The sequence below is a fragment of the Xanthomonas sp. 10-10 genome (assembly GCF_040182365.1).
GTDB lineage: Bacteria > Pseudomonadota > Gammaproteobacteria > Xanthomonadales > Xanthomonadaceae > Xanthomonas > Xanthomonas arboricola_F.
In genome coordinates this window covers 2,372,675-2,385,584 of record NZ_CP144460.1, presented here as the reverse complement: position 1 = coordinate 2,385,584, position 12,910 = coordinate 2,372,675, and the positions used below count along the sequence as shown (strand labels likewise).

The 12,910-nt window shown below is 65.7% G+C and carries 9 protein-coding genes; 5 read left to right on the top strand and 4 right to left on the bottom strand.

The window, feature by feature from the left end; genetic code table 11:
• Window positions 1-212 precede the first annotated feature (212 nt).
• Genes VZ068_RS10125 through VZ068_RS10110 form a run of 4 tightly spaced genes read left to right on the top strand, consistent with a single transcriptional unit; the run spans window position 213 to window position 5,121 of the window.
• On the top strand, window positions 213-1,079 hold the full coding sequence (locus VZ068_RS10125; RefSeq protein ID WP_259159895.1) for a CheR family methyltransferase: 867 nt from the start codon (window positions 213-215) through the stop codon (window positions 1,077-1,079).
• Entirely contained in the window at window positions 1,076-1,672 is a 597-nt protein-coding gene (gene cheD / locus VZ068_RS10120) for a chemoreceptor glutamine deamidase CheD (RefSeq protein ID WP_024937701.1), read from the top strand. The genes VZ068_RS10125 and cheD overlap by 4 nt, the downstream gene beginning before the upstream one ends.
• Complete coding sequence (locus tag VZ068_RS10115; protein ID WP_259159885.1) at window positions 1,669-2,745, top strand: chemotaxis response regulator protein-glutamate methylesterase; 1,077 nt, start codon at window positions 1,669-1,671, stop codon at window positions 2,743-2,745. Before cheD ends, VZ068_RS10115 begins: the two co-directional genes overlap by 4 nt.
• A 6-nt stretch (window positions 2,746-2,751) precedes the next feature.
• On the top strand, window positions 2,752-5,121 hold the full coding sequence (locus VZ068_RS10110) for an EAL domain-containing protein (RefSeq protein ID WP_349657552.1): 2,370 nt from the start codon (window positions 2,752-2,754) through the stop codon (window positions 5,119-5,121).
• A gap of 324 nt (window positions 5,122-5,445) precedes the next feature.
• On the opposite strand, the gene VZ068_RS10105 is transcribed toward VZ068_RS10110, so the two are convergent.
• The 4 genes from VZ068_RS10105 to VZ068_RS10090 form a co-directional block, all read right to left on the bottom strand.
• Window positions 5,446-6,291, bottom strand: a complete 846-nt coding sequence (locus VZ068_RS10105) for an alpha/beta fold hydrolase (protein WP_349657551.1) — start codon at window positions 6,289-6,291, stop codon at window positions 5,446-5,448.
• A gap of 194 nt (window positions 6,292-6,485) precedes the next feature.
• Window positions 6,486-9,077, bottom strand: coding sequence for a bifunctional aconitate hydratase 2/2-methylisocitrate dehydratase (acnB, locus tag VZ068_RS10100; protein WP_349657550.1), 2,592 nt, complete (start codon window positions 9,075-9,077; stop codon window positions 6,486-6,488).
• 52 nt (window positions 9,078-9,129) lie between these two features.
• Window positions 9,130-9,540, bottom strand: coding sequence for a type II toxin-antitoxin system VapC family toxin (locus VZ068_RS10095; RefSeq protein ID WP_011259444.1), 411 nt, complete (start codon window positions 9,538-9,540; stop codon window positions 9,130-9,132).
• Window positions 9,537-9,785 carry an AbrB/MazE/SpoVT family DNA-binding domain-containing protein gene (locus VZ068_RS10090; protein ID WP_104535509.1) on the bottom strand — a complete coding sequence of 83 codons (249 nt, stop codon included), beginning with the start codon at window positions 9,783-9,785 and terminating at the stop codon, window positions 9,537-9,539. The genes VZ068_RS10095 and VZ068_RS10090 overlap by 4 nt, the downstream gene beginning before the upstream one ends.
• A 147-nt stretch (window positions 9,786-9,932) precedes the next feature.
• Here VZ068_RS10090 and acnA point away from each other — a divergent pair, with 147 nt between their 5' ends.
• Entirely contained in the window at window positions 9,933-12,701 is a 2,769-nt protein-coding gene (gene acnA, locus VZ068_RS10085; RefSeq protein ID WP_349657549.1) for an aconitate hydratase AcnA, read from the top strand.
• Window positions 12,702-12,910: the final 209 nt, after the last annotated feature.

Genomic DNA, 12,910 nt, shown 5'->3' with positions numbered 1-12,910 from the left:
GTCACCGCTGTCGCCCGCAACGCCCCGGCAATGCCGGGGCGTTGCGTTTCTGCCTCTCGCAACGACAGGCAGGCTTCACTCCGGCGCCTGGTCCCTGCACGCCGCCGCACCGCATCGTCGATGCGACACCGAGCCCAACCTTGGCGATCGACGGATTGGCGCTTCAGTTGCACCGCTACATGGCCGATATCCAGTGATAGCTCACGACGTGTATGGATATGACGACTACGACTCCCGCTTCAGACACGCGCGAATTCGACTTCGGCGACCGCGACTTCAAGCGCGTTTGCGACCTGATCTACCAGCGCGTCGGCATCTCGCTGGCGCCGGCCAAGCGCGACATGGTGTACGGCCGCCTGTCGCGCCGCCTACGCGTGCTCGGGCTGCGCTCGTTCCGCGACTATCTGGACCAGCTGGAAGCCGGCAACGACGAGGAAGAATGGCAGGCGTTCACCAACGCACTGACCACCAACCTGACCTCGTTCTTCCGCGAGCCGCACCACTTCGACAAGCTGCGCGAAGAACTGCAAAAGCGCGCTTCGCAGGCACCACTGAAGATCTGGTCGTGCGCCGCTTCCACCGGCGAGGAGCCCTACTCCATCGCCATCACCGCCTGCGAAGCCTTCGGCACGCTGACCCCGCCGGTGAGCATCGTGGCCACCGACGTCGACACCCAGGTGCTGGAAACCGCCTCGCGCGGCGTCTACGCCATCGACCGCGTCGCGTCCCTGGATGCGGCGATCAAGCGCAAGTACTTCCAGCGCGGCAGTGGCCCCAACGAGGGCAAGTGCCGGGTGATCCCGGCGCTGCGCCAGCTCATCGAATACCGCCAGTTGAACCTGCTGGCACCGCGTTACGACGTCGGCGGCCCCTACGCAGCTCTGTTCTGCCGCAACGTGATGATCTATTTCGACAAACCGACCCAGCGCGGCATCCTGTCGCGTCTGGTCAGCCACATGGGCGACGACGGCCTGCTCTACACCGGGCATTCGGAGAATTACCTGCACGCGGCCGACCTGATCCAGCCGTGCGGACGCACGCTGTATCGGCGCGCACCGCGTTCGGGAGCATCTGCATGAGTACCGCAGTGCAAGTCGACGACGTGATGCGCTACCGCGATTCGCGGTTCCAGACCATCACCGCCAAGCTGCTGCCTACCCAGTATCTGGTGGTGGACGACGACACCGCGTTGACGACCACCTTGGGATCGTGCGTTGCGGCCTGCTTGCGCGACCCGGTGCTCAAGATCGGCGGCATGAATCACTTCCTGCTGCCCGAAGGTCAGGTCGGCGACGGTGCACCGGCGCGCTACGGCAGTTATGCGATGGAGTTGCTGATCAACGACATGCTCAAGCGCGGCGCGCATCGCAAACGCATCGAAGCCAAGGTCTTCGGCGGCGCCAACGTGCTCAAGGGCTTCACCAGCAACCCGGTCGGCACCCGCAACGCCGAGTTCGTGCGCCAGTACCTGCAGGCCGAGCACATCCCCATCATTGCCGAAGATTTGTGCGGCATCCATCCGCGCAAGGTGTGGTTCTTCCCGACGACCGGCCGGGTGGTCGTGCAGCGTTTGCCGCACGCGCACGAAGCCGAAGTCGCCGCCGCAGAATCGGCCGTGCGCGCCCGTCTGTCCAAAGCACCGGTCACCGGTGGAGTGGAGTTGTTCGAATGACGCTGGAAACTCCCGTTCGTGTCCTGATCGTCGACGACTCGGCGGTCGTCCGCCAGATGCTCACCGAAATCCTCGCGCGAGATCCCGGCATCGAAGTCATCGGCTCGGCCGCCGACCCGATCCTGGCACGCGAAAAGATCAAACGCCTCAACCCGGACGTGATCACGCTGGACGTGGAAATGCCGCGCATGGACGGGCTGGTGTTTCTGGAAAACCTCATGCGCCTGCGGCCCACGCCGGTGGTGATGATCTCCTCGCTCACCGAGCGCGGCGCCGACACCACCTTGCAGGCCTTGTCGCTGGGTGCGGTGGACTTCGTGTCCAAGCCCAAGATCGACGTCGCACGCGGGCTGGAAGGCTATGCCGAAGAAATCGTCAGCAAGGTCAAGATGGCCGCCAAGGCCAAGGTCAGCGCGCTGCATCGCCCCAGCACGCCCAAGGTCACCCTGGACATGCAATCGGCACCGGTGCCCGGCAGCGCGCTGCGCTTCCGCACCACCGACCGCCTGATCGCCATCGGCGCGTCTGCCGGCGGCACCGAGGCGCTGCGCGTGGTACTCGAACACATGCCGGCCGATGCGCCGGCGGTGGTGATGACCCAACATCTGCCGGCCAGCTTCAGCACCGCCTTTGCCGAACGCCTCAATCGCCATTCGGCGATGTCGGTGCGCGAGGCCAGCGACGGCGAAGCGATCCTGCCCGGCCACGCCTACCTGCCGCCAGGCGGCCAGCACCTGCGCATCATCCGCGACGGCGCCCGCTGGCGTTGCCGCATCGACGACGGCCCGCCGGTCAACCGCCACAAGCCGGCGGTGGACGTGCTGTTCCGCTCGGTTGCCGCCAACGCCGGCCCGAACGCGGTCGGCGCCATCCTCACCGGCATGGGCGACGACGGTGCGCGCGGCCTGCTGGAAATGCTGCAGGCCGGCGCGCCCACGCTGGTGCAGGACGAGGCCAGCAGCGTGGTCTGGGGCATGCCCGGCGCCGCCTACAAGCTGGGTGCCGCCCAGGAAGTGGTGCCGCTGGACCGCGTCGCCGAACGCCTGATCGCCTTGTCGGCACAGGCGCGCTGATCGCCCATGCGCGTCCCGCCCCCGCATCCGACCGATCCGCCGCAGCACACCGGTGCGCCGGACCCCGTCCCGAGCACGGCGACGGATGCGTGGGCGACGGCGGACCTGGTCGGCGACACTTCGTCGGTCAGCGCATTCGAGGATGCGCGCACGGCCGGGCCGGTCAGGCCCGGCCCGCTCACCGCCGGCATGGCCAAGCCCGGCGAAGCGCCCGACGACCGCCGTTCGCGCCTGCTGGCCGAAGCGCTGGACGGCAGCAGCAGCGCCATCCTCATCTGCGATCTGCAATCGCGCCTGCTCTACGCCAACGATGGCTTCCAGCGCATGTTCGGCTACACCGAAGCCGAACTGGTCGGCCAGCGCCCGTCGGATGTGTTGACCCGCGCGCAGAGCGACCAGAGCGAGGTTGCGCGCATCCGCGATCGCGCCGATGCCCTGCAGCAGACCCGTGCCGACCTGCTGGTCTATCGCAAGGACGGCTCGCCGTTGTGGATCTCGCTCAACTTCAACCCGATCTACGACGCCCGGCATAACCCATCGCATTACGTGGCGGTGCTGACCGACATCACCGACACCAAGATGCACGAGGTGCTGCAGCACCGCGTGCTGGAAGCGCTGGTGCAGGAGCGCCCGCTGATCGAGGTGATGACGCTGATCTGCAGCGAGGTCGAACGCATCGCACCGGAAGTGTTGGCCACGGTCATGAGCGCCGACAACCAGGGCTGCCTGCACTCGCTGGCCGCACCCGGCCTGCCGCCCGAATACGCCGATGCCGTCAACGGCCTGAAGATCGCGCCCGGTGCAGGTGCCTGCGGCACCGCTGCCTGGCGTGGCCGTGCGGTGATGGTGGAAGACATCGCCACCGACCCGCTGTTCGCCCCCTACCGCGAGCTGCTCATCCCGATGGGTCTGCGCGCCTGCTGGAGCACGCCGATCCGCTCCAACAGCTCGCGCGTGCTTGGCACCTTTGCGCTGTATTACCGCAAACCCCAGCGTGCCGACGCCTGGCATGTGCGGCTGACCGAGCTATGCCAACAGCTGTGCACGCTGGCGCTGGAGCGCGAGCAGATCCGTCAGCGCGTGCATCAACTTGCGTTCTACGACGCGCTGACCGGCCTGCCCAACCGCATCATGTTCAGCGCGCGCGCCGAGCAGGCGCTGACCCAGGCCGAATACGCCGCCGAACCGGCCGCGCTGATGTTCATCAACATCGACCGCTTCAAGCTGATCAACGACAGCCAGGGCCATTCTGCCGGCGACGGCCTGCTGCGCGACATCGCGCTGCGCATCGGCGAACAGCTCACCGCCACCGCCATGCTGGCACGCGTGGCCGGCGACGAGTTCGCACTGGCCCTGCCGCAATGCAGCGCCGAACAGGCCAGCGCCGCGGCCGAGCGCCTGTTGGGCAGCATCGCCGGCCCGCTGTCGGTGGGCCACATGACCGTGCATCCGTCGGCCAGTATCGGCGTGGCGATGTTTCCCGAAGACGGACGCGACATCAACATCCTGCTGCGGCACGCCGATCTGGCGATGAATCGCGCCAAGAAGGAAGGCGGCGGACGCTTCCGTTTCTTCAGCTCCGACATGAATCGCATGGCGCAGGAGCGCGTGGCGCTGGAAGCGGAGCTGCGTCAGGCCATCGGCCGCGACCAACTGCAGCTGCACTACCAGCCGCAAATGCATAGCGCAGCACCGCACGCGCTGTACGGCGTGGAAGCGTTGCTGCGCTGGAATCATCCGCAACTGGGCGCGATTTCGCCGGCACGGTTTCTGCCTGTCGCCGAAGAGCAAGGCATGATGCCGCAGCTCAACGCCTGGGTGCTGCGACGGGCCTGCGAGCAGGTGGCCGACTGGCGTCTGCGCGGCGTGCCGGTCACGCGCGTATCGGTCAATCTGTCGGCCAGCGGCTTCGAAAGCCCGCGCATGCTTCCCGACCTGCTTCAGTTGATCGCCGACACCGGCGTGCAAGCCTCCGACCTGACCCTGGAACTGACCGAAAGCGTAATGCTGTCCGGCCAGCCGGGCGTGCTGGAAAACCTGCACGCCATCCGCGAAGCCGGCATCTCGTTATCGCTGGACGACTTCGGCACCGGCTATTCCAGCCTGAGCCATCTGCATCGCCTGCCGATCGACGAGCTCAAACTGGACATGAGCTTCGTCCGCGATATCGAACACAGCGAAGACGCGCGCGCGCTCACCACCTCGGTGCTGCGCATCGGCGAGCACCTGCGCAAGCACGTCGTCGCCGAGGGCGTCGAAAACGAAGCCCAGCGTCTGTTCCTGGCCGACCTGGGCTGCGAAGTCCTGCAGGGCTACCTGTTCTCGCGGCCCCTCCCGGCCCCGGCACTGGAAGCCTGGCTGGGCGCGCAACCCTGACAACGCAACTGCCGAACGACCACAGCTGGGAGCTCCCTTCCAGCCAGGAAGGAAAGTCCATCGCGTGGCAAATAATGCGCCCTCCCCCTGCGGGGAGCGCTTCGAGCCCTCTACTGCGGGAGAGGGGTTGAGGTGAGGGTATGGCCACCCACACATCCTGCAGCGCACGTCCCCTCATCCGCCCTTCGGGCACCTCCTCCCGATGGGAGAAGGAAATATCGTCGCGGCAACTGCTGCGCTTCAAGCCCCTCTCCTGTCAGTAAAGAAGGCAGGAGTTGAGACGAAACCACGTACCTCATTCCACGTCAGCCGAGGCCATTGCCCTCATCCCGCACGCCTCAGCTCCACCTCGGTCTCACCCACCGTCCGCTTCAACCAACCCAGCAACTGCGCGTTGACGAAGGCCGGATTCTCCAGCGATGCGATATGCCCGGCATCGGGCACCAGCTCGTAATCGCAGCAGATCGCCTCGGCCATCATCCACAACTCTTCCGGCGGCCGCGCAACATCTGCGTCGCCACCGAGCAGGAAGGTATTGGCCGGATCCAGCGCGGACATCGCCTCCAGGCGATCCGCACGCCCGAAGATCAGCCGCCCCAACGGCACCATGGAGGTGCGCAGCTGCTCGGCCGTCATCGCCGCCAGGCGCTGCGCAAACGCAGCCGGCAACGCCGAGGTCAGATCGATGCCGGGACGGAAGAAGATCGGCACGATCGCGTCGATCAGCGCAGGCGTTACCTGCCCCGCCACCTCGATCGCATCCAGCATTCCAAAGTAGCGCGTACGCGTGGCCTGCGGCTCCGCGCCCAGGAAGGTGTCCATCAACACCAGGCTACGCACGCGCTTCGGCGCCATCAGGGCGAGCTCGGCGCCCCACATGCCACCCACCGACAGGCCCACCACCGCACACTGCGGCAGCTCCAGTGCGTCCAGCAGGCCAAGCATCTGCCGGGCAAGATCATCGATTGCCTGGGTGCCTTGCGGCAATGCGCCCGATTGCCCGTGCCCCCACAGTTCCGGGACGATCACCTGGTAGTGCTGCGAAAGCGCCTGGATCTGCGGCTCCCACATCGCTGCGTCCCACAGGTAGCTGTGGCCGAGCAGAATCGGAAACCCTTGACCGTGCTGCGTGTAGTGGAGTGTGTGACCTGCGATCGTGCAAGAGGGCATCGGCATCGAACGTGAGTGGGAAGCGGCGGACTCTAGACCCCTCCACTTCAGATTTTTGTTGCAATGCGCCATGCCAGTCAGCTGGTATTTGCTTTAACGCCCGCCATCGTGACGACAACTCGAAGTCATCGCTCGAAAAGCGAAATGCCCGGCAGTGCCGGGCATTTCTTCCTACCAGTCAGTTGCCTGCCGGATCAGGCCGCGACGGTATCCGCCACGTCCTGATATTCCTGGATCTGATCGAAGTTCATGTAGCGGTAGATCTGGTCGCCACTGGTCTTGATCACGCCCACATCGGCCATGTACTCGTCCTTGGTCGGGATGCGACCCAGACGCGAGCAGATCGCCGCCAGTTCCGCCGAACCCAAATACACGTTGGTGTTGCGGCCCAGACGGTTGGGGAAGTTACGCGTGGAGGTGGAGAACACCGTGGCGCCCTCGCGTGCCTGCGCCTGGTTGCCCATGCACAGCGAGCAGCCGGGCATTTCCATGCGCGCACCGGCCGCGCCGAAGGTGCCGTAATGGCCTTCCTTGGTCAGCTCGGAGGCGTCCATCTTGGTCGGCGGCGCGACCCACAGGCGGGTCGGGATGTCGCGCTTGCCTTCCAGCAGCTTGGCGGCAGCACGGAAGTGGCCGATGTTGGTCATGCACGAACCGATGAACACTTCGTCGATCGCCGCACCGGCAACCTCGGACAGCGTCTTGACGTCGTCCGGGTCGTTCGGGCATGCCACGATCGGCTCATGGATGTCGGCCAGGTCGATCTCGATGACCGCCGCGTACTCGGCGTCGGCATCGGGTTGCAGCAGCTGCGGATCGGCCAGCCACTCTTCCATCTTCTTGATGCGGCGGCCCAGCGTGCGCGCATCGGCATAGCCTTCGGCAATCATCCAGCGCAGCAGGGTGATGTTGCTGGTCAGGTATTCGATGATCGGCGCCTTGTCCAGGTGCACGGTGCAGCCGGCCGCCGAACGCTCGGCCGAGGCGTCGGACAGCTCGAACGCCTGTTCCACCTTCAGGTTCGGCAGGCCTTCGATTTCCAGGATGCGGCCGGAGAAGATGTTCTTCTTGCCCTGCTTGGCCACGGTCAGCAGACCGTCCTTGATTGCGTACAGCGGGATCGCATTGACCAGGTCGCGCAGGGTCACGCCGGGCTGCATCTCACCCTTGAAGCGCACCAGCACGCTCTCGGGCATGTCCAGCGGCATCACGCCGGTGGCGGCGGCGAAGGCCACCAGGCCGGAGCCGGCCGGGAACGAGATGCCGATCGGGAAACGGGTGTGCGAGTCGCCACCGGTGCCGACGGTGTCGGGCAGCAGCATGCGGTTGAGCCAGCTGTGGATCACGCCGTCGCCCGGACGCAGCGACACGCCGCCACGGGTGGAGATGAATTCCGGCAGAGTGTGGTGGGTCTTGACGTCGACCGGCTTCGGATAGGCGGCGGTGTGGCAGAACGACTGCATCACCAGGTCGGCCGAGAAGCCCAGGCAGGCCAGGTCCTTGAGCTCGTCGCGGGTCATCGGGCCGGTGGTGTCCTGCGAACCCACCGAGGTCATCTTCGGCTCGCAATAGGTGCCCGGGCGCATGCCCTGGCCTTCCGGCAGGCCGCAGGCGCGGCCGACCATCTTCTGCGCCAGCGAGAAGCCCTTGCCGGTGTCCGGCGGGTCCATCGGCAGGCGGAACAGGTCAGAGGCCGGCAGGCCCAGGAACTCGCGCGCCTTGGCAGTCAGGCCGCGGCCGACGATCAGCGGAATGCGGCCACCGGCGCGCACTTCGTCGAACAGCACGTCCGACTTCATCGCGAACTCGGCGATCACCTGGCCGTTCTTCAGTGCCTTGCCGTCGTACGGACGCAGCTCGACCACATCGCCGTGCTCCATCTGCGACACGTCCAGCTCGATCGGCAATGCACCGGCGTCTTCCATCGTGTTGTAGAAGATCGGGGCGATCTTGCTGCCCAGGCACACGCCACCAAAGCGCTTGTTCGGAATGAACGGAATGTCCTCGCCGGTCCACCACAGCACCGAGTTGGTCGCCGACTTGCGCGAGGAACCGGTACCGACCACATCGCCCACATAGGCGACCAGATGGCCCTTGGCCTTGAGGTCGGCGATGGCCTGGATCGGGCCACGCTTGCCGTCTTCTTCCGGCACGAAGGCCGCGCCGTCGCGGGCGTTCTTCAGCATCGCCAGCGCGTGCAGCGGGATGTCCGGGCGCGTGGTCGCATCCGGGGCCGGCGACAGGTCGTCGGTGTTGGTCTCGCCGGGCACCTTGAACACGGTGACGGTCATGCTCTGCGGCACTTCCGGCTTGCTGGTGAACCACTCGGCCTCGGCCCAGCTCTGCAGCACGGCCTTGGCATGCGCGTTGCCGGCTTCGGCCTTTTCCTGCACGTCGTGGAAGGCATCGAACACCAGCAAGGTGTGCTTGAGCGCCTCGGCGGCGGGGGCGCCCAGCTCGGCGTTGTCGAGCAGATCGATCAGCGGCTGGATGTTGTAGCCGCCCAGCATGGTGCCGAGCAGCTCGGTCGCACGCGTGGGGCTGATCAGCGCGGTCTTTTCGGTGCCGAAGGCCACTGCGGCCAGGTACGAGGCCTTGACCTTGGCGGCGTCGTCGACGCCGGCCGGCACGCGCTGGCTGAGCAGCTCGACCAGGAATTGTTCTTCGCCCGCCGGCGGAGCCTTCAGCAGCTCGATGACTTCGGCGGTCTGCTGCGCGGTCAGCGGCAGCGGCGGGATACCGAGCGCGGCGCGCTCTGCAACGTGGTGGCGATAGGCTTCCAACATGCGGGTTCTCCAAAAAAGACAGCGGTGAATGTGTAAAAACGTCAGACGTGGATCAGGCAACGGGCTTGGGGACGGTGATCTTCAAACCCTTGAAGTAGTCGCGAAAGAAGCCCTCGTCGCGGGTGATCAACCCGTCGCACTGGAGCATCGCGTGGGCGCCGATCAGAAAATCCGCCACCACCCGCTCGCGCTTGCCGCCGCGTGCGCGGAAGCGCTTGTTCATATGGCCGGCGCGTACCGCCGCCGCTTCCTGGGTGGCTTCGTAACGCACCCCGATCGAAGCCAGGGTTTCCATCAGGTCGACCTGGGTGTCGAGCATGGCCAGCACTTCGGCGACCACCGCATCGCAGACCACCACCTCGTCGCGTGCCAGTGCATCGCCAATGCAGATTTCCGACACCTCGCCATACACCGGGTCGCCGATGAGAATGTCCAGCAGCACGGAGGAATCCAGGGCGATCATGGGTCGAACGGATCCCCCGGCGCGCGGCCGCGAATGGCGCGCATGGCCTCGTCGGTGCTGGTCAGGCCATCGACAAGCCTGAACTTGCCGCGCACCTTGCGCAGCGCCTCGCTGACATCTTTACGCAAGATGATGCGGCCACCATCGAGTTCGATCTTGAGGGTGGTGCCCTTGGTCAGGCCCAGGGCATCGCGCACGGCCTTGGGCAGCGTGATCTGTCCGCGTTCGGCAACGGTGGCTTCCATGAGCATGCTCCAGAAAGTATGCACGCATCATACGTACTTTCCGAATCGTACTCAAGCCGGCAGATCGTTGCAGACACACCGTGCGTACACACTGAATCGCTCAGAATGGAGGCCTACCTAAAGCCTTCGACGCCATAGGAGTGATGCATGAGCGATTCCTTTTCCACCCGCACCTCATTCGAGGTCCACGGCAAGCGTTACGATTATTACAGCCTGCCCAAACTGGGCGAGCGCTTTGATATCGCCCACCTGCCCTACTCGATGAAGATCCTGCTGGAGAATCTGCTCCGGCACGAAGACGGCGGCGTGACCGTCGGCAAGGACCATATCGAAGCGGTCGCCAAGTGGGACCCCAAGGCAGAGCCCGATATCGAAATCGCCTTCATGCCCGCGCGCGTGGTGCTGCAGGACTTCACCGGCGTGCCGTGCGTGGTCGACCTGGCCGCGATGCGCGATGCCGTGGTCAAGCTCGGCGGCAACGCCGACCAGATCAACCCGCAGATTCCCTCCGAGCTGGTCATCGACCACTCGGTGCAGGTGGATGTGTTCGGCTCGGCCGATGCGCTCGACCTCAACGGCAAGATCGAATTCCAGCGCAACCAGGAACGCTACGGCTTCCTGCGCTGGGGCCAGAAGGCGTTCGAAAACTTCAAGGTGGTGCCGCCCAACACCGGCATCGTCCACCAGGTGAACCTGGAAAACCTGGCGCGCGTGGTGATGAGCGCGGACAAGGACGGTACCCGGATCGCGTATCCGGACACCGTATTCGGCACCGACAGCCACACCACCATGATCAACGGCATCGGCGTACTGGGCTGGGGCGTGGGCGGCATCGAGGCCGAGGCTGCAATGCTGGGGCAGCCCTCGTCCATGCTGATTCCGCAGGTGGTCGGCTTCAAGCTCAGCGGCAAGCTGCCCGAGGGCGCCACCGCCACCGACCTGGTGCTGACCGTCACCCAGATGCTGCGCAAGGCCGGCGTGGTCGGCAAGTTCGTCGAGTTCTTCGGTGAGGGACTGCAGCACCTGCCGCTGGCCGACCGCGCCACCATCGGCAACATGGCACCGGAATACGGCGCCACCTGCGGCATCTTCCCGGTCGACGAGGAGTCGCTGACCTACCTGCGCCTGTCCGGCCGCAGCGAGGAGCAGATTGCGCTGGTGGAAGCCTACGCAAAGGCGCAGGGCCTGTGGCACGACGCAAATACCCCGCCGGCGCAGTACAGCGCCACGCTGGAGCTGGACATGGGCGAGGTCAAGCCGTCGCTGGCTGGCCCCAAGCGTCCGCAGGACCGCGTGCTGCTGGAAGACATGCAGTCCAATTACCGCGAGAGCCTCAAGCCGTTTGCCGAGGCGCGCAGCAAGCGGTTGGGCGACATCAAGCAGGAAGATCGCCTGAAGAACGAAGGCGGTGGCGGCACCGCGGTCGGCGCCAAGGCCTCGCAAGCCGAAGCGTCCAACGACAGCGGCGCCGGCTGGCAGCTGCGCGATGGCTCGGTGGTCATTGCGGCCATCACCTCCTGCACCAACACCTCCAACCCGGCAGTGATGCTGGGCGCCGGCCTGCTTGCGCGTAACGCGGCGGCCAAGGGGCTGAAGGCGCAACCGTGGGTGAAGACCTCGCTCGGGCCGGGCTCGCGCGTGGTCACCGATTACCTGAGCAAGGCCGGGGTGCTGGCCGATCTGGAAAAACTCGGTTTCTACGTGGTCGGCTACGGCTGCACCACCTGCATTGGCAACTCCGGCCCGCTGCCGGACGATGTGTCTGCGGCGATCGCCAAGGACGATCTGGTGGTGTCTTCGGTGTTGTCGGGCAACCGCAATTTCGAAGGCCGCGTGCATCCCGAAGTGAAGATGAACTACCTGGCCTCGCCGCCGCTGGTGGTGGCGTATGCGATCGCCGGTACCACCGACATCGACCTCACCACCGACCCGCTGGGCACCGGTAGCGACGGGCAGCCGGTGTATCTGCGCGACATCTGGCCGAGCAACAAGGAAATCGGCGACACCATCGCCGCCACCGTCGGCCCGGAGATGTTCAAGCAGAACTACGCCGACGTGTTCAAGGGCGACAGCCGCTGGAACACCATCGCCTCGCCCGATGGCGCGCTGTACGAGTGGGATGCCGCATCCACCTACATCAAGAACCCGCCCTATTTCGACGGCATGACCATGCAGGTGGGCAACGTGGACGACGTGCACGGCGCGCGCATCATGGGCCTGTTCGGCGACTCGATCACCACCGACCACATCTCCCCGGCCGGCAACATCAAGAAGGATTCGCCTGCAGGCCGCTTCCTGCAGGAGCGCGGCGTGCAACCGGCCGACTTCAACAGCTACGGCAGCCGCCGTGGCAACGACGACGTGATGGTGCGCGGCACCTTCGCCAACATCCGCATCAAGAACCTGATGTTCGGCGGCGAAGAAGGCGGCAACACGCTGTATTACGGAAAAGACGGCGCGGCGCCGGAAAAGCTGGCGATCTACGATGCGGCAGTGAAGTACAAGGCCGACGGCGTGCCGCTGGTGGTGCTGGCCGGCAAGGAATACGGCACCGGCTCCTCGCGCGACTGGGCGGCCAAGGGCACCAACCTGCTCGGGGTCAAGGCGGTGATCGCCGAGAGCTTCGAGCGCATCCATCGCTCCAACCTGGTCGGCATGGGCGTGCTGCCGCTGCAGTTCCTGGAGAACGAGAACGCCCAGACCCTGGGTCTGGATGGCTCGGAGGTCTTGGACATCACCGGCCTGCAGGACGGCGCCAGCCGTCGCGCCACCGTGGACGCCAGAAAGTCCGACGGCAGCGTCAAGCAATTCCAGGTCAAGGTGCTGCTGCTGACGCCCAAGGAAGTGGAGTACTTCAAGCACGGTGGTCTGTTGCAGTACGTGCTGCGTCAACTGGCTGCACGCAAGGCGGCGTAATTCCGCCATCCACGTGTTGCTCCGACATTCCCGCCTGATGGCGGGAATATCGTTTTGGGAGCGGCACTGCGTCGTAGTGCAACGATGGCGACGTCTGCTCGCGTTCTGCCATGTGGCGGCCATGCCCGAACCCGCAACCCAGCTTGCACGACGAAACGGACCCGACGCCGGGAATACGGGCGTGACTGATCGTCGCGACGCAAGTTCTG

Coding starts and splice junctions, on each gene's coding strand:
- VZ068_RS10115 (WP_259159885.1), top strand. CDS start 1,669: ATGACGCTGGAAACTCCCGTTCGTGTCCTGATCGTCGACGACTCGGCG.
- VZ068_RS10090 (WP_104535509.1), bottom strand. CDS start 9,785: ATGGAAGCCACCGTTGCCGAACGCGGACAGATCACGCTGCCCAAGGCC.
- VZ068_RS10110 (WP_349657552.1), top strand. CDS start 2,752: ATGCGCGTCCCGCCCCCGCATCCGACCGATCCGCCGCAGCACACCGGT.
- acnA (WP_349657549.1), top strand. CDS start 9,933: ATGAGCGATTCCTTTTCCACCCGCACCTCATTCGAGGTCCACGGCAAG.
- VZ068_RS10095 (WP_011259444.1), bottom strand. CDS start 9,540: ATGATCGCCCTGGATTCCTCCGTGCTGCTGGACATTCTCATCGGCGAC.
- cheD (WP_024937701.1), top strand. CDS start 1,076: ATGAGTACCGCAGTGCAAGTCGACGACGTGATGCGCTACCGCGATTCG.
- VZ068_RS10125 (WP_259159895.1), top strand. CDS start 213: ATGGATATGACGACTACGACTCCCGCTTCAGACACGCGCGAATTCGAC.
- VZ068_RS10105 (WP_349657551.1), bottom strand. CDS start 6,291: ATGCCCTCTTGCACGATCGCAGGTCACACACTCCACTACACGCAGCAC.
- acnB (WP_349657550.1), bottom strand. CDS start 9,077: ATGTTGGAAGCCTATCGCCACCACGTTGCAGAGCGCGCCGCGCTCGGT.